The sequence below is a fragment of the Candidatus Symbiopectobacterium sp. 'North America' genome (genome assembly GCF_015762685.1).
Classification (GTDB): domain Bacteria; phylum Pseudomonadota; class Gammaproteobacteria; order Enterobacterales; family Enterobacteriaceae; genus Symbiopectobacterium.
Genome location: NZ_PEHF01000086.1, coordinates 75,146 through 92,091, shown reverse-complemented (window position 1 = coordinate 92,091; position 16,946 = coordinate 75,146). Strand labels below are relative to the sequence as shown.

The following is a 16,946-nucleotide window of genomic DNA, read 5'->3' as shown; positions in this document are numbered from 1 at the left end:
GGCTGATGGCTGAAAACCCGGAAATCTCAAAAAGTGCGTGGAACTAAAACCGGTGTGCTTACAAAATCCCTCAGTTAGCAGCTCATATGCTAACTCGGTTGAGTAAATTTGAAGCCGCTCAAAGGGATTTTTCATACTCAAAAGGTGAGCAAGCATTAAGGCGTTACCGTTCTTGCTCGTAGGCGTAGCTTTGGGTTGATATCGGGACTCAATACGCAAAAATTGCCGATGCTCATTCAAATTGATATTAATGAATCTGGATTTCTCCCGGAAAGTGAGTTGTTTGTTTCCATGAGCATTTAGCTTCTCATAGCAAAGAATATATAAAATAGAACATGAACTGCCGATTCTTACACTCGGTAAGCTCTGTTTTGTATTGCGATATGAAGTTTTACCTGCTCGTTCTAATCCCCATATATAGTTGTCTAATTGGCATCCATAAATATCGACAGCAACATCTATTCGTGTAACCCATGAGCGTGCCAATAGATGATAAAATATTTCCCCTAATCGTTTGTTCATCCATGATAATAGACGATCAATCTTACTTGGAGTCAGATGTTGGGGGCGAAAATCTAAGCGTATCCCTCCTGTATTATGATTTATTGGTGAATAGTCAATTCGCAATAAAATTGGCGACTTTTCTTTGGCATCCATGATTAATATCGCATTGCGATAAGATTTCCCTGCTTTGTTTTTTACGTATCTCACTTTGTATTTTTTATAGTTCACGTTTCTCATTTTTCTAAGCTTAGAGTATACTCTCCTACGCTCTGTTTTATTAATGAAGCAACTTACAACTGCAAGCCCATCAATTCGCATTTGTAATGAATGGACAACATTATCCTTTCCTATCATCATAGATGAGCAAAAATCGATATTGTGCTTATTTAATAGCATTGTTATTCCCTACGGCTATTAGCCATGTACGGAATAGAGAGCAACAACAATTGAAACTGACACTAATAGGGTGTAAATGCTTCCAATGGCTATTGGATCATGTTTAACTGGTATATTCTCTATTCAGATATAGTATATGTGTGTATATAGCGTGCTATTAAAGCAATGATTATATTAGTTAGGGGCGAGTTAATTCGTTTGTACCAGCGCTAAAGATACTTTTTGGCGACTCGTAATCTATTGAAGTATTTCTTCCTCTCGCCATGCAATCGCACGAGAAGAATTACTTTGGTCATTTGCCCCACCTGTTAAACGAACTGGTTCAGGGAAGTGGCCTGCTTTGATCTGGCGATACAGTGTTGCACGGGATATAGCACACAATTCAAGAACCATTTTCATCTTGATCAGACGTGAATAATTCATCACAAAACCTGTTCGATTTGCGTATCGGATTGATACGAAGATTCTTTACAGTTTTTGATTCAGACGTTTTCATGCTGATTTTAATTATCTGATGGTCAGATTTTTTAAAAAAGCCTCATGGTCTGATCATCAGATCTAATCTTGACAATCGTGTATCGAACATTAATCTGATCGTCAGATCCGATATTTTGAACATATGGTTGGAATAAGAATGGTGAAAAAAACAAAAACAGAAAAAGCTAATGAATTAGCTATTAGAAGAAAAAGGGATGTTGAATATCAAAATAAACGTAAAGAGAAACTCGAAAAACTTGGCGAACACAGTATTACAATAAGATTGGGTAATGCCGCTTATGAGTCGTTATCGGATATTTGCGAAATTTTAGGATATCAACGTCCAGAGGCAAAAAAACGTAACCTGATAGAAATTTACTCAGCGAGTTTGATTCACTTACTTCGTATTGAAAGGGAATCATCGATTTACAAACCTAAATCACGAGCAGCTAAAAAATTTTATCGGTTATATAAAATTGTGAATCATTTAAAACATGATAAAAATTACTCTGATAATGAAATCATAATAAAGATGACATCTGATAAAATGCTCACTCCCTTATTGGTGATGAAAGGAGGGAAAAATTCTTCGTGTAATGAAAAAGCACTAAAAAGAGTGTTGGATAAAGAAAAGGTTATTGAGACGTTAAAGCAATTAGATGGCGATTTTAAAAACGTTTACTTATTAAGTCATCAGGAATAGCGTAATATTCCTGTCTGAAATAACTCTTGATATTTATTACTGTTTGGTATATTCATCAAGAAGCATAATCAATATACGCCTCTGCTTATGTGTCAGCCGAGGCCAAATTTTTTCAAATCGGCTTTTCAGATCCGCATCCTTTACTGGTACATATTCGAGTTGTTTCTGTTTATTGCCATCTGGTTCCGTGAAACAATCAATGAAAAACCAGCTAATTGGTGTATCAAGTGTAATGGCGATATTCACCAGATGCGCCACGTTGATCTTGTTTGTTCCGCGCTCGTATCGGGATAGTTGTTGGTGAGATATATCAACGAGTTCTGCTAAATGCTGAGCTGTTATTCCCAGTTCTTTACGACGCATTTGAATACGTTGGCCTACCTGTTTGTCTGCACTGTCCGAAGGTAACTGAGCCATATGTACCACTCTTCAACCTATAAAAATGTCTATAGATGGAAGTTTGTGGTTATTTTACTCTTGTATGAACTTCATCTATAGATTATAAACTATTTTTGCGCATCTATAGACTTTGTGTTGCGGTGGATGGTGGGGAATGAGTGGAGATCTCTCGGAATCAGTCACTTTTACAGTAACAGTAATTTGTGCTCAGGAGATTTATGAAGGCAGATGTGAAGGCGATACATTAGAACGCATCTTTGAACTAAAGAGCGTTAATGCGAATTGTTCATTAATGAAAAACTAACTATTGAGGTTATCTTGTGAAGAATGTTTTCAGTAAAAAAACAATTTTATTTTTATCATTGATGACATGCAGTACAGCAAGCTATGCAGCCTCTTTTGATTGTGCAAAAGCAAATGCTAAATATGAAAAAACAATCTGTTCTGATGGTGCTTTGAATATATTGGATGAGGCATTATCAAATAACTATCGTGCTGTCATGAACTTTAATCGTGAGCAGAAAGTTAAAGATCGTCTTAAGCAAGATCAAATAGCATGGCTCAATAAAAGAAATTCTTGTGATGAATATCAATGTATCAGAGGTCTATATGAATGGCGCGTTGATGAAATTTGTGAGAACTACGGTTCTTTTACGAAAAAATCAAGTTGCATTTCTACTCAGGATACCGCCAGACAGGCTAATAAAGAAAGAGAGGTTGCTCAAAGTGAAAGGACGATAGAGGAAGCTTTACAATACTTAGCCGTTAAACATGATAAAGATATTTATGATTTGAGTTTTTCGACTAGTCAACTCAATTCAATTGTTTATACACGGCCAAGCTGAGTTCATAACTTCGGCAGATTTTCTACTGTAAAAGAGTTTATCGCTGTGCTTTATGATCTTCCAAATCTGTAATCGATAAAGGTTATTAAAGACGGTAAATATGTCGGTTTTTTGGTGAAATTAGTTGGTCGATCGTCAGCAGGTTTTGCACTTTATAGAGAAGGTGATGAATATTTCTTAAAAGGGATTGTTGATAATGACGGTATTACTGCTGCGTCTGATGCTAAGGAAGAGGCGATAGCATTTAACGCGTTTTATTCAGTGGCTGTCGGTGTATTTATGGCTAACGGTGTTAAAGGTTAATGGTTATTAATCAAGGCTAACTATGAAGAAATTTATAGCGGTCAGAGATTAAATATTTTTGAATAGGTGGGTTATGAGTGAGAATCTTTCTGCTTCCCAGAAAAAAATCAAGAATGAAATAGTTCTTAGAGCTATCGGGTCTGGGGCTGGGGCTGGCATAGCATTATTAATTGCGGGTATTGTTTATTTTATTTTTGCTATTGAACCTATTTTTGCGAGAATAGGTTTGTCTTTGATAGTATTTACGGTATCTTTTTTTATTGTAACTAAGGTTACTATTTATTTTCTCTCTGATGATTATCAATGTGAAGCTTGCAATGCAACATATAGTATTGAGCTGATTGATACAGAAGAGGTATTTTTATCCGCTATACCTAGTAGTGCAATCAAAAATGGAGGTCGGGTAACATCAGCTGATCGTGAAGGTAAGCATATTGTAATACATGAAAATTGGATAGAAGAAAAATATGATGTCACCAGAAAATATCGTTGTGTTGTTTGTGGTGACACATATCAGGAGCAAGGCGTGGAAACAAGAAAAACTAGCTTTTCAAGTACAAAAACTTATCGGTAACTATTTGTTAGATTAAAGATAAATATTTTTATTGTATAAAGGAATTATAATGAAAAAGATAACGATAGCATTTATTTTAATCGCCAATTTACCTCTGGCACATGCTGGCGAATACGTTAAACGTAATGGTGTATTGTCCCTTTCTCCGAGAGGAGCGGTTGCTGAATTCAACATTAATGCTTCACATGGTGATACATCAATATGTGAAATATATGGTGAAGCTATATCAATTGGTGCGGAGAAAGGGCTGCATAATCAATGGGTGTATAGCGATAAAGAAAGTACGTACGCAGTAGTTATCAGTGAGCACAAAAATGGTACTATACAGGTTATTACTGACAAATGTGACAACTATTGTGGTGTATCAGCTATAGGTGTTATTGATGGGAAATACAAGAAGAAGTAATTAGTGTAGGAATAAGGGATTTAAAATAAGGGGAAATTTACGCAATATCTTTTCTTAATGGCGTTACGTTATAATTCTCACCTTTTTCTAAAGATACGAGAAAATTAGCCCATAACTCTAACGCTACTTTGCGTTCATCAAAATATTGGTAACGATTATAAATACCTTCAACGCCTTTGATACGATGATTTAAGTAACGTTCAGCGACTACGGGATCTATTCCCAGCGCAGCCAAATGTGAGCGAGCTGTACGCCGAAAATCATGAATAGTGAAGTTAGGGACGTTAGGCATGTTGGCTTTAATTTTTCCTAACGCTACAGATAATGTGCTTTCCTGAATATGAGGGATCATTCGATGTTGCATTTTTCTGGCCGGAAGAACCCACTTACTATTGCATGACATACAATGAAGTTTCTGTAGCCATTCGAGCGCAGGAGCGGGAATAGGGATATCGATCGCATCACCGTTTTTTTACCCTTTCAGCAGGCAGATGCCAGATGGCATTTTTAAAGTCGAATTCTTCCCACGGAGCGCCACAAAATTCCATTTTCCGGCAACAGAAAACCAGAATAAGTTTCATGGTTAACTCGTTTTGACGTGAGAAACCCTTTGTCTTTGGCATGGTCAGGAAGAATCGAACGAGTTCTTCACGACTTAGCCAGCGTTCACGGCTTTGCTCTTGGCCGCCAGCATCAGCAACTTCAAACGCGCCAGTGGGGTTTGTTTCCAGCATATGCCTTTTTATGCCGTAATCGAATATGCGGCGAGTCCATCTCAACACATCGTTAGCGATTGTCGGTGCGCCACGCTGGACGATTTTTTGCAGCATATCATCAATGTGGTAAGGGCGAACATCTTCAATTCTGAGGTGCCCGATATTAGGGTTGATATCTTTGTCTATGCGACGGCGCAGAATGTCCGTGTGCTTCCAGCGGGTCAGGATCTGGCGTTCAAAGTATTCGGCGGCCAGTTCTGAAACACGGAGCGCGTGCTTTTCTTCCTCCATCTTCTTCAACGCTTCTGCTTTGCGTTCTTGCTTCTCTCCCGCTACGTCATGTCTCAGAGCGACACGAGCGGAAAGCTCTTTTAGCAATTTCCCGCGCTTTGGCAAGTGAAATACTGGAGTAGTAGCCAATGAGCATCACTCTGGCTTTACCCGCCATTTTGTAGCGAAAGCGCCAGAATGGAGAACTATAAGTTTTTTGAAAACAAAGATATAGCCCATTGCTATCGGCATGTCCCGCGAAGTGTTCTTTGTTTTTTATCCATGTAGGAATCTGTATGTCTGTCAATTTGCTCATATGTCACTCGTTACCAGAGGGGGTGTACTTAAAGAGGTGTACATAAAACCGAGTAAGTGCACCTTTAAGTACACCTAAAACACGCGCTGTAGTGATACGCTATGAGACCATATAAAACAAAAAAACCATTTTTTACAATGACTTTTTTAGACAATGAGATGTGATGAGACTCTAAGAGATCAGGTGAAACCTTACTCAATATTTTGAATTTGTTCCCGCATTTGCTCAATTAGCACTTTCAGCTCAGTGGCGCTGGCAGTGACGTCGGCATTGATGGATTTGGAGGCCAGCGTGTTAGATTCGCGGTTGAATTCTTGCATCATGAAGTCCAGACGGCGGCCAACGGCTTCCGGTTTTTTCAGGATGTTGTAGGTCTCTTTAACGTGCGCTTCGAGCCGGTCCAGCTCTTCGGTAACGTCAACGCGCTGTGCTAAAAGCACCAGTTCCTGTTCCAGCCGGTTGTTTTCCAACTGAACCTGCGCTTCTTCCAGCTTGTTGAGCAGGCGTTCGCGCTGCCATTGCAGAATGGTCAGCATGTGTGCGCGCACTTTCACCACTTCGGCACTAACGCCCGCAAGGCGTTGTTCAATGAGCAGTTTTAGCGCAGTACCTTCGCTTTCGCGTGCGGTGATAAAATCATCCAGCGTTTTTTCCAGTGCGACCATCAACTCCTTGCTGATCGCATCGAGATCTTGATCTTGAGCGGACATCACGCCCGGCCAACGCAAAATATCAACGGGATTGACTTCCCCTTCATCACTCTGCATTTTGACCCAGTTGGCGGCTTCAACCAGTTGTTTTGCCAGTTTTTCATTCAGGATCAGGCTGCCTTGCGCACTCGGATCGAGTTCAAAACTCAGGTTGCATTCGATTTTTCCGCGCGTCAGACGGGCGCGAATACGCTCACGAATCACCGGCTCCAGGCTGCGGAACTGTTCCGGTAAACGGATGTATGTTTCAAGATAACGCTGGTTAACGGAGCGAAGCTCCCATGCGGCGTTACCCCAGCCGCCCTTGATGTCACGGCGGGCGTAGGCGGTCATACTGCGGATCATCGATATTTACCTGTTTAGCAAGTGATAAGGCGAGTATAACGCGCCCGTGGTTTTGCAGGGTAGGATAAAATCAGTTGAGTGGGTGGCGCACAGCAGGATTTCAGAGCGCTACCGCATTATGCTGCGTGAAACAAACCTTCGTTTTGTCGGGCAATTTCCCAGCATTTGTTTTTCATCAGTTGCTTCAATTGCAATGCGGCGCGTGATTGCGGGTTGTCGCGGCGGCTGATCAGCGTCACTTCGAACGGCAGTGGCTGTTCAATCGGTACGATTTTCAACATATCGGCGTAGCGATGTGCGGTAAACAGATCGACGATACCCGCGCTGCCGCCTGCCAGCACCATGTCGGCAATCACCGAGTAGGTTTTATATACACCGATGACATCGGCGTCAGTCCTTTGGCGCGTAACGCACGGTGCAGCACCTGGCCTAACGGATCCTGCTGCTGCATCATCAGCAGGTTATTGGAACAGAGCCACTCGAGCGATACCGGTCCGTTCTGCGGACTATTTTTGGGCAACACAGCGACCATATAGGCTTGAAGCAGCGGCTCAGCCAGCAGAGCAGCAGGCACTTGCTGGCAAAAGACCAGCACAAAATCGAGTTGATCTTGCAGGATATTTTGACACAGCGTGGAGAAGTGCTCGGTCACCAGCTCTAAGTCGACGCGCGCTTCTTGCTTATGAAATTCCACCATGGTGGGTGCAACCACCATTTGGCTAAACGCATGCGCCGCTCCCAGCCGCACCGTTTGTACCCGATTGCGTCTCATCTGTTCCGTCAGTGAACCAATGGCTTTCAGATGGATGTAAAGCTCCTGTACTTCAGGGATCAGACGCCGTCCTTCGCGGGTTGCCACCATGCCCTGCGCGCCGCGTTCAAACAGGGCAAATTCCAGCTGTTGCTCAGCGTGGTTGAGCACTCGGCTGACGTTCGGCTGTGAAACTTTCAGCAAGCGGGCAGCACCGCTGATGGTGCCAGCCTGAAGAATAGCCTGGAAGATTTCGATGTGGCGTAAGCGCATGGACAGGTGCTCCGTGTTGGTTAGGTCATAATTTCACCTTGAGCAAATTCCACGCAATATCCACGCCACCCGATGCATTGGCCTGTGGTTATTTACCCCATGTGGCTTCCAGTACACGCAACCAGTTGCCGTAGCAGATTTTTTCCAGCAATGGGCTATCGTATCCGCGCCGCGTCAGTGCCTCGACCAGGATCGGCAGTCCTGCGACATCATGCAGGTCTGGCGGCACGGTGGTGCCATCGAAATCGGAACCAAAACCGACGCCGTCTTCTCCCAGCTTGTTCAGCAGGTAATCGACATGGCGGACAATCTCTTCCACCGTGGCGTTCGGGTCTTTTTTACCATCGGCGCGTAGGAACGCAGTACCGAAATTCACGCCGACAAAGCCGTTGCTTTCACGAATGGCATCCAGCTGTTTGTCTGTCAGATTGCGGGACTGCGCGCAGAGTGCGTGGGCGTTGGAGTGGCTGGCAACCAGCGGGGCATCGCTGATGCGTGCGGTCTGCCAGAACCCTTTTTCATCCATGTGCGACAAATCCACCATGGTGCGTTTGGCGTTACAAGCTTTCACCAGACGCAGGCCGGTTTCCGTCAGTCCGGAACCAATATCGGGTGAAGAAGGGAAACGAAACGGTACGCCGTCGCCGAAGATATTCGGTCGACTCCAGAGTGGGCCCAGGGTGCGTAAACCCGCAGCGTAAAGGATATCAAGCAGTTCCAGATCGGGGTTGAGTGCCTCTGCACCTTCAATGTGCAACACCATCGCCAGGGTTCCCGTCGCCATGCAGTGACGAATATCGGCAACTCTGTGGCAAATTTGGGCTTGTCCTGCGGAGGCAGCCTCAATGCGCAACAGTGTGGAAATCATTGAAAAGGTTATATCTCTGGCAGATTCCATCAATGGTGTGGTTTACAAACAAACTGTCGTTTTCTGGTACAGATTTTGCTGGGTCTTTAGGGGATGGGACATAAACGGCGAATAATCCGCCAGCCAGTCCCCCTTGTCGGATACGCGGCAGATCGATTTGACCCGCGGCTGGGCCTTGTAGAAAGGCACTGACCGCATCCTCCCGGTGGGAGGAATAAAGGCGTAATAAAACATCGTTATGCCCGTCAAAAACAGGGAAAGGGCGTTGCGTACCCGTTAGGAAATTGTTAGACATATTCAAAGTTATCGGCTCAGGATGCGATGAAACGGTATTTGCCCCATTAAGGTGCACGTTGCCCCAAAATGGACAAATGATTGCGCAGGGAATGGATGTCCTGGTGCGTTCATTTAAGCCAATCCCGTTTGACTATGTCAAAGCTGGACATGAAATAAAATTCAATTAATTATTAATTATATCAATATCTTGATGGATTCATGCTTACCAGGAGACGTTTTCTCGCCGGTTGCGGAGCCGTACCTTTTTTATCCTATCTGAACCTGCACTCCGCTTTCGCTGCCACACCTCCCACTATGTTGGTGATGGCGATGCAACTGGATAACATGACCAGCCTTGATCCCCATGAAAGTTTTGAAGAGGTAGGCTCTGAGATTGTGGGCAACCTCTACCAGCGTCTGGTAATGCCGAACCCGTTGAAACCCAGCGAAGTGAAAGGCGAGTTGGCCACGCACTGGGAAGTGAGCAACGAAAGGAAGACTTTCACCTTCCATATTGATCCAAAAGCAAAATTCTCCGATGGCACGCCGGTCACCGCAGAAGACGCGGCGTTCTCGTTACAGCGCGCGGTTAAAATGGATAAAAGCCCCGCCTTCATTATCAACCAGTTCGGTTTCACTAAAGATAACGTAGAGCAGCACATCACCGCGCCGGATGCCAGTACGCTGGTGCTGAACCTGGACAAGCCGGCGGCAGAATCATTCCTGCTCTATTGCCTCTCTGCGCCGGTGGGCAGCATCGTGCAGAAAAAAGCCGCGCTGGCAAATCAACAGGACGGCGATTTCGGCTACGCCTGGATTAAACAGCACAGCGCCGGGTCTGGGCCGTTCACGCTGCGCAGTTGGAAAGCGAGCGAAAGCATCATTCTGGAGAAAAACTCCCACTTCCAGACTGACAGCAAAATTCAGCGCATGATCATGAAGCACATCACCGATCCTGCGGCGCAGTTGCTGATGCTGCAAAAAGGGGATGTGCATATCGCCCGCGATCTGACCAGCGAACAACTGCAGCCGATCGTCAACGATCCTGAATTCAATGTGATCCGTCGTGACGTTTCGACCATCATGTTAATGTCGTGCAACACCACCAATGAATTACTGAAAAAACCACAGGTGTGGCAGGCACTGAAATGGGCGATTGATTATGAAGCCATTCAGAAAAACATCATTCCGCTGACGCACCGCGTGCATCAGAGCTTCCTGCCGGGTGGCTTCCCCGCGGCTCTGGACGATACGCCGTTCCATCAGGATGTGGGCAAAGCGAAAGCGCTGCTGGCTGAAGCAGGTTATCCCGACAGGTTCGAGATCACCATCGATCACTACTCTGCTCAGCCGTATCCGGATATCGCGCAGGCCATCCAGACTCAACTGGGTGCCGTGGGGATCAAGGCGAAGCTTGTCTCTTCTGAAAACCGCGCGGTGTTGACCAAAATGCGTGCCCGCCAGCACCAACTGGCGATCACGGCCTGGGGCGCTGACTATTTCGATCCCAACTCGAACACCGAAGCATTCTGCGTCAATGTCGATAACACGGAAAATGCGCGCAGCCGTACTCTGGCATGGCGCTGCAGCTGGTCTGACTAAAAATTCAACACGTTAACCGAACAGGCATTGCATGAAAGCGATTCCGCCAAGCGTATCGCGCTGTATGAAACCATCCAGCGTGAGCACCGTGAGCACAGCCCGTTTATTTTCCTAATGCAAAACACCTTGCCGATTGCCTGCCGTAAAAATATCAGTGGTGTGAACATGACGGTACTGAGTGATAACCCGTACGATCAGGTGAAAAAAGCCTGATGCCGATAGCAAAACGTATTCTCAGTACGCTGGGCAGCTTGCTGCTCACGCTGTTGGGGTTGTCGGTGCTGACCTTTTTTATCGGTCGCATCATGCCCACCGATCCGGTGCTGGCGATGGTGGGGGACAATGCGCCGGAATACGTGGTGCAACGCGCGCGTGAAGAAATGGGGCTGAATCAGCCCCTGTGGGTGCAGTTTGGCCGCTATCTTTCGCAACTGTTGCACGGCGATCTCGGCAATTCGATCCTCACGTCCAATCCCGTGATGACGGATATCGCACGTTTCTTCCCGGCAACTCTGGAGTTGGCTACCGCCGCTATCATTATCGCTGCGCTAGTCGGCATTCCACTCGGCGTGTGGGCCGCAGTGAGGCAGAGTACCTGGGTCGATCAAACCATTCGTGTGGTTTGTCTGGCGGGGCACTCGTTGCCAGTGTTTGTGCTGGCACTGCTTAGCTTGCTTATCTTCTATGCCGCACTCGGTATTGCACCGGGGCCGAGGCGTCAGGACATCATTTTTCAGGATATGGTGCCGCAGGTGACGGGCTTGCTCACGGTGGATTCGCTGTTGGCGTGGGATTATGCCGCCTTCCACGATGCACTGGCACATATGGCGCAGCCAGTCTTGATCCTCGCCTATTTCAGCATGGCCTATATCACCCGTATGACGCGTACCTTCATGCTCAATGCGTTAAGCGGTGAATACGTCATTACCGCGCGCCAAAGGGCTGTCGTCGCGTCGGGTGATCTGGCGTCATGCCTTTCCGACCGTTGCGGTTCAGTTGGTGACCGTATTGGCACTGACCTATGCCGGGCTGTTGGAAGGGGCGGTGGTCACGGAAAACGTGTTCGCCTGGCCGGGGCTGGGCCAATACCTCACCACGGCATTGATGAATGCCGATATGAACCCGGTGATTGGTGCCACGCTGCTGGTGGGCACCGTGTACGTGCTGCTCAATTTGCTGGCTGACATTCTCTATCGGCTTTGGGACCCGCGCGTAAAATGATTTTTCCTGTCTCACGAGCATGGTTGCTCGACGAAACGCCCGCGACGCGCCGTCAGGTCATTTGGGGGCGACGTTATCGCTTATGGTTGTGGCTACAGGCTAATCCGATGGCGATGATCGGGTTGGTGGTGATTCTGGCCGTACTGGTGTTGTCATCTCTCGCGCCTTGGTTGACGTCTTATCAGCCGGGATTTCAGGATCTGGCCAACCGATTGGCACCGCCTTCTGCTGCCCGGCAGTGCGCGCGTGGAGGCGGATAAGCTCAGCTTTGACGGCATCGATTTGCGCAGCGCGGATGAAAAGACCTTACGTCGCATTCGCGGCAAGCGGGTGGGCTTTATTCTGCAAGATCCGAAATACTCCCTCAATCCGGTGATGACGATCGGTCAACAGATCGCCGAAGCATGGCGTGAGCATAAGGGCGGCTCGCACCGTGCTGCGTTGGCAGCGGCGACCGATTTGTTGGAGCAGGTTCGCATTCGCGAACCGCAGCAGGTGGCAGCGCGCTATCCGCATGAGGTGTCCGGCGGGATGGGGCAACGGGCGATGATCGCCATGATGCTGGCCCCAGACCCGGAGCTGCTGATTGCGGACGAGCCGACCAGCGCGTTGGATGCCACGGTGCAGGCCGATATCCTCAAGCTGATCGACGATCTGGTCTCTCAGCGCGGCATGGGGCTGATTTTGATCAGCCATGACTTGCCGTTGGTATCGCATTTCTGCGATCGCGTGGCGGTGATGTATGCCGGACGAGTGGTGGAGATGCTGGCCGCCAAAGATCTCCAGCTTGCTCAGCACCCGTATACCCGGGGGATGTTGGCCTGTTTGCCGTCACTGAAGCACCCGCGTGAACGGCTTCCGGTAATGAAACGTGATGAGGCGTGGAGAAACGGATGATTACCTTAAATAACTTGCGTATCGCCTTTGGCGATACCGAGGTGGTCAAGGGCGTCTCTTTTCAGGTAGAGAGTGGCGGCAGTTTTGGCATTGTCGGCGAGAGTGGTTCCGGTAAATAGACCATTCTGCGCGCGCTGGCCGGTTTGAACGATCACTGGCAGGGTGAGATGTTGTTCGGAGGCATGGCCCTCGGTGCCAAACGCAGGCGGGATTTCTTCCTTCAGGTGCAGATGGTGTTTCAGGACCCATACGGTTCCTTACATCCGCGCCAAACCATCGATCGCATTTTACAAGAGCCACTGCTGGTGCACCGCGTTGACAATGCCGAACAGCGCATTGCCAAAATGCTGGATGATGTGGGCCTGCCTGCGGCGGTGCGTTTTCGTTTCCCGCATCAGTTGTCAGGCGGGCAGCGCCAGCGCGTTGCCATCGCGCGTGCGCTGATTGTCGAGCCGGAAGTGCTGCTGCTGGATGAGCCGACCTCTGCGCTGGATGTGTCGGTACAGGCTAAAATCTTGAATCTGCTGGCAGATATCCGGCAGGAGCGTAAGCTGACCTACCTGATGGTGAGCCATAATCTGGCCGTGGTGACCCACTTGTGCGAGCAGGTGGGGGTGATGCAGCAAGGAGAGATTGTGGAGATCCTGAGCGCGGAGCAGTTACGTGCCGGGCTGATTCAACATCCTCACACCGCTGAGTTGTATGCATTGAGTATCGCATTGGAGGAACTCGCATGACGCTTGATTGGCAGCGGGCGACGGAGGTGGCGCAGTCCATCACGGCGCAATGGCAGGGAGAGGAACAGCCCGGCGGCGCAGTTGCGCTGTTTGATGGCAATCAGTTACGGGCATTGTGCTGCAGCGGTCTGGCGGATCTGGCGCAAGGCACGCCGTTTAGCGCGGATAGCGTGGTGCGTTTTGCCTCGGTAACCAAACATTTATTTGCTTCGTTGATCACCGGGCCGTTAGCAGACGTTATCGCGCTTGACGACCGGTTGGCGCAGCATTTGCCGCAACTGCGCGGCCCGAGCGGGCAGGTTACCGTCGGTCAGGCGTTAGATATGACGGCCAGGCTGCACGATTTGCGTGAAACGCTATCGTTGCTTGGGTTATCGGTCTACAACGCCACGCAATCTGATGATTTACTAGCGTTTGTGGCCGCGTTGGATAAGTTGAACTATTCGGCAGGCAGAGAGATTTCCTATTCCAATACTGGTTATCGGCTGGTGGAAGAGGCGCTGAAAGCCAAGGGCATTGTGTTTGCTGAACGTTTGCAGCGGCACATTTGCCAGCCATTGGATATTCACCTTTGGGCACCGGAAACCTGGTTCGATATTGTGCCTGGGTTAGTGCCGGGGTATTGGCGCAGCGACAGCGGTTGGCAACTGGCAAGCGCCGGGTTGCATCTTTCTGCGTCCGGCAGCGTGCGTGATTTGAGCACTTGGCTGCAAACGCTGTTGCGCGATGAGGAGCCGGGGCGCGGGATATTGGCGCGCCTGACCGCAACGCGCCAGCTAACGGATGGTCGCGTGACCGGCTATGGTTTAGGCGTTGCCCATTCACGTTTTGGTGATGTGCACTGGGTCGGCCACGGCGGTTCTCATGCGGGTTATAAGAGCTATTTTCTGCTCGATCCGCAGCGTGGCGTTGGGTTGGCGCTGGTGGCAAACCGTGAGGACGTATCCACCTATGACTGTGCACTGCGCATCATGGCGGTGCTGACCGGGCAAACGTTACCGCAACCGGGTCATTCGCTGATGCCGGGGCTATATGTGGCGGAAAACGGCAGCGAGTGGCTGGAAATCAGTGGCAACAACGCCTGCTGGTTGGGCGTGACCGAAACGCTCTATCCGTCAGAGGACGGAGCGATATCGCTCTCCAGTCACTTGCCGATGCAGTTGCGTCAGAAGGGGACGGTGATTGACGGTGAAATAGGCCACGCCGCCAAACGCTTTGTGCTGCCACATCGCGATGATTCTCTCGCTCAAGCGCAAGGCCGTTGGTTCTGCCCAGAATGGCGCAGTGAATGGGTGATTGAAGGCGATCGTCTGGTGATGGGGGTTGGTCCCTCGGCTCCGGTTGCGTCGCTGGAGTGTCTGGGTCAAGGTCGGCTGTTAGCGACCGCGCAGGACGGCCCGTGGGAGAAACGCTTTGCGTTGCATATCGAAGGCAACAACATGACGTTTTTGCTTAACCGCAGTCGGGTGGTTACGGCGCGACGCGGGGACATTCACTGGGCGTAAATACGCTAAGCGGAATGCCAGCACAGGGCATTCCGCTACCTGCATGTTAGCGGTAAATGCCAACCCACGGCGATTGGCCCACATAGCCATAACCGCGATACATCCCTTCACTGTTGAACGGCAAGGCGGTGTTTCCCTCTTTATCGACGGCGATCAGGCCGCCGCTGCCGTCCAGCGGCAGCAGTTTTTCCATCACCACGCGCTCGCCTGCTTGCTCCAGCGTCAGCCCGGCATACTCCATTAACGCAGAGACATCATAGGCCGCTACGCAGCGGATAAACGCTTCGTTTGTGCCGGTACAAGAGACGGCGACGGTATTGTTGTTGACGTAGCAGTCTGCACCAACGATGGGACTATCGCCTACGCGTCCGGCCTGCTTGTTGGTCATGCCGCCGGTTGAGGTGGCGGCGGCGAGATTACCTGCGTTATCCAATGCCACGGCACCGACCGTGCCATATTTGCGTTCCGGATCGATTGGGTCACCCTGCGCCACATCGCGCTGACCATCGTGATCCAGCACGACACGCCCTTCTCCTGCTTGCGCATGATGTAGCTGTTCACGCCGGGCATCAGTCGAGAAGAAGCCGGGTTCGACCATCTCGAGCCCCTGCTTACGTGCGAACGCTTCTGCACCCGCCGCGGTAAACATCACGTGCTGGCTCTGTTCCATGACGGCCCTTGCTGCCAGCACCGGATTGTGAATGTGGCTGACGCAACTGATAGCACCGGCATCCCGTGTGCGGCCATCCATGATGCTGGCGTCGAGTTCGTGGGTTTCATCGTGCGTAAAGACCGAACCGTGCCCGGCATTAAACAACGGACACTCTTTCAACAGCCGTACCGCTTCGGTAACGGCATCCAGCGCACTGCCGCCCTGGCTGAGAATCTGCTGGCCGCTGGCGACAATGGCGCTTAACGCTTCGAGGTAGGCTTGTTCTTTTTTCGCGCTCATGGCGGAGCGGGTCAATGCCCCCGCACCTCCGTGGATCACAATGACTGGCTTGACCATGTCATCTCCCTGTTATTAGTTCTGTGTGGTAGCCAGATACGAAAAAGTACTTAGCAAGCGAACGATATCTGTCATGGTAGATGCGGTGTAGTGTACCGTCACCGCATCACCGCGTTCCACTCCGGGGATCAGGCTAAACAGATCGGCCAGCACCGGTTTAGAGGTCATCAGTTCAAGATGATAGGGCGCAGCGATGCGCGAAGTGTTTTCACGGTGCGCGCGCTGCACGGCCTGTTGCGCCTGTGCGCGAATCAGTTGTTGCGCCGCTTGTGGGCTGAGTGATTCCGCCGAAGTTTGCGAAATGGCGCGTTTGACGCAGGCGTAGGCGGTTTGGGGATAATAGCGGGCGATCCACTGTTGCAGGATATTATCGCTGCTGACCAGCCACAACGGTGTGCCCTTTTCGGCACCGGCGGCAGCATAGATATCGCTCTCACCCATCACTTCATCATTGATTTTTACCCGATAGAAGGCGTGGCCATTGATGGTGTGCGCCAGCACGCCGTGCTCTCCGGCAGCGCTGTGGTAGCCGATGAACATCAGTCCATCAAACGCCTGCTGCTCCAGCCCATCGACCATCGACAGTACGCGCGGTTTGCCCTGAAGCAGACGGGCGCGGGCATCAATGTTCTCTGCCCGCAGATTGGTCATGGCGGCGTGGCTGTCAGCCACCACCACTTCCGTTGCGCCACCGGCGAAAGCGCCATCAATGGCGGCGTTCACTTCCTGCTCCATCAGCCCGCGAGCCAGTTGATACTCGGTTTGTCCAGGGCTGCACTGCTCCGGTCCCATCACGCCGGCGATCCCTTCGATGTCGGCAGAAATAAACACTTTCATGGGTAT

At 49.4% G+C, this 16,946-nt stretch carries 12 protein-coding genes and 8 pseudogenes; 11 read left to right on the top strand and 9 right to left on the bottom strand.

Annotation, left to right across the window (positions count from 1 at the left end; translation table 11 throughout):
- Together CS369_RS18685 and CS369_RS18680 are read right to left on the bottom strand one after the other, a co-directional pair.
- Positions 1-900, bottom strand: a 900-nt coding sequence (locus tag CS369_RS18685) for a hypothetical protein (RefSeq protein ID WP_244665095.1), incomplete at its 3' end; no start/stop codon positions are given.
- Positions 901-1,137: 237 nt separating this feature from the next.
- A complete protein-coding gene (locus tag CS369_RS18680) occupies positions 1,138-1,323 on the bottom strand; it encodes an AlpA family transcriptional regulator (protein WP_196908245.1) in 186 nt (61 codons plus the stop codon).
- A 211-nt stretch (positions 1,324-1,534) separates the two neighbouring features.
- On the opposite strand from CS369_RS18680, the gene CS369_RS18675 reads away from it, so the two are divergent.
- Positions 1,535-2,080 carry a hypothetical protein gene (locus CS369_RS18675; protein ID WP_196908244.1) on the top strand — a complete coding sequence of 182 codons (546 nt, stop codon included), beginning with the start codon at positions 1,535-1,537 and terminating at the stop codon, positions 2,078-2,080.
- Between the two features lie 36 nt (positions 2,081-2,116).
- Here the strand turns inward: CS369_RS18675 and CS369_RS18670 are convergent, their stop codons facing one another.
- Complete coding sequence (locus CS369_RS18670; protein WP_196908243.1) at positions 2,117-2,497, bottom strand: helix-turn-helix domain-containing protein; 381 nt, start codon at positions 2,495-2,497, stop codon at positions 2,117-2,119.
- A 302-nt stretch (positions 2,498-2,799) separates the two neighbouring features.
- Between CS369_RS18670 and CS369_RS18665 the strand changes: the two genes are divergently transcribed.
- From CS369_RS18665 to CS369_RS18650, 4 genes are all read left to right on the top strand, one after another.
- Positions 2,800-3,324, top strand: a complete 525-nt coding sequence (locus CS369_RS18665) for a lysozyme inhibitor LprI family protein (RefSeq protein ID WP_196908242.1) — start codon at positions 2,800-2,802, stop codon at positions 3,322-3,324.
- Positions 3,325-3,438: 114 nt separating this feature from the next.
- Positions 3,439-3,627 carry a hypothetical protein gene (locus tag CS369_RS18660; protein ID WP_196908241.1) on the top strand — a complete coding sequence of 63 codons (189 nt, stop codon included), beginning with the start codon at positions 3,439-3,441 and terminating at the stop codon, positions 3,625-3,627.
- Positions 3,628-3,700: 73 nt separating this feature from the next.
- Positions 3,701-4,201, top strand: a complete 501-nt coding sequence (locus CS369_RS18655; protein ID WP_196908240.1) for a hypothetical protein — start codon at positions 3,701-3,703, stop codon at positions 4,199-4,201.
- 49 nt (positions 4,202-4,250) lie between these two features.
- Positions 4,251-4,607 carry an acyl-CoA dehydrogenase gene (locus tag CS369_RS18650; protein WP_196908239.1) on the top strand — a complete coding sequence of 119 codons (357 nt, stop codon included), beginning with the start codon at positions 4,251-4,253 and terminating at the stop codon, positions 4,605-4,607.
- A 37-nt stretch (positions 4,608-4,644) separates the two neighbouring features.
- On the opposite strand, the pseudogene CS369_RS18645 reads toward CS369_RS18650, so the two are convergent.
- From CS369_RS18645 to CS369_RS18630, 4 genes and pseudogenes are all read right to left on the bottom strand, one after another.
- A pseudogene (locus CS369_RS18645) lies at positions 4,645-5,909 on the bottom strand (tyrosine-type recombinase/integrase).
- A 191-nt stretch (positions 5,910-6,100) separates the two neighbouring features.
- On the bottom strand, positions 6,101-6,964 hold the full coding sequence (locus tag CS369_RS18640) for a YicC/YloC family endoribonuclease (protein WP_196908238.1): 864 nt from the start codon (positions 6,962-6,964) through the stop codon (positions 6,101-6,103).
- A 116-nt stretch (positions 6,965-7,080) separates the two neighbouring features.
- Positions 7,081-7,988: pseudogene (locus tag CS369_RS18635) on the bottom strand (LysR family transcriptional regulator).
- A gap of 88 nt (positions 7,989-8,076) precedes the next feature.
- A pseudogene (locus CS369_RS18630) lies at positions 8,077-9,151 on the bottom strand (dipeptidase).
- Positions 9,152-9,351: 200 nt separating this feature from the next.
- Between CS369_RS18630 and CS369_RS18625 the strand changes: the two are divergent.
- The 6 genes and pseudogenes from CS369_RS18625 to CS369_RS18600 all read left to right on the top strand — a co-directional run bounded on the left by CS369_RS18625 (position 9,352) and on the right by CS369_RS18600 (position 15,094).
- Positions 9,352-10,947: pseudogene (locus tag CS369_RS18625) on the top strand (ABC transporter substrate-binding protein).
- Positions 10,947-11,955, top strand: a pseudogene (locus CS369_RS18620) (ABC transporter permease). Before CS369_RS18625 ends, CS369_RS18620 begins: the two co-directional pseudogenes overlap by 1 nt.
- Positions 11,952-12,188 (top strand): annotated as a pseudogene (locus CS369_RS18615) (D,D-dipeptide ABC transporter permease); the annotation flags it as partial. The pseudogenes CS369_RS18620 and CS369_RS18615, both read left to right, overlap by 4 nt.
- Positions 12,181-12,852 (top strand): annotated as a pseudogene (locus CS369_RS18610) (ABC transporter ATP-binding protein); the annotation flags it as partial. The pseudogenes CS369_RS18615 and CS369_RS18610, both read left to right, overlap by 8 nt.
- Positions 12,849-13,589: pseudogene (locus tag CS369_RS18605) on the top strand (ABC transporter ATP-binding protein). The pseudogenes CS369_RS18610 and CS369_RS18605, both read left to right, overlap by 4 nt.
- Positions 13,586-15,094, top strand: coding sequence for a serine hydrolase (locus CS369_RS18600; protein ID WP_196908236.1), 1,509 nt, complete (start codon positions 13,586-13,588; stop codon positions 15,092-15,094). The pseudogene CS369_RS18605 and the gene CS369_RS18600 overlap by 4 nt, the downstream one beginning before the upstream one ends.
- A gap of 46 nt (positions 15,095-15,140) precedes the next feature.
- Here CS369_RS18600 and CS369_RS18595 read toward each other — a convergent pair whose 3' ends face one another.
- Positions 15,141-16,103 carry an isoaspartyl peptidase/L-asparaginase family protein gene (locus CS369_RS18595; RefSeq protein ID WP_196908235.1) on the bottom strand — a complete coding sequence of 321 codons (963 nt, stop codon included), beginning with the start codon at positions 16,101-16,103 and terminating at the stop codon, positions 15,141-15,143.
- A 15-nt stretch (positions 16,104-16,118) separates the two neighbouring features.
- On the bottom strand, positions 16,119-16,940 hold the full coding sequence (locus CS369_RS18590; protein ID WP_196908234.1) for a M55 family metallopeptidase: 822 nt from the start codon (positions 16,938-16,940) through the stop codon (positions 16,119-16,121).
- Between the last annotated feature and the right edge of the window lie 6 nt (positions 16,941-16,946).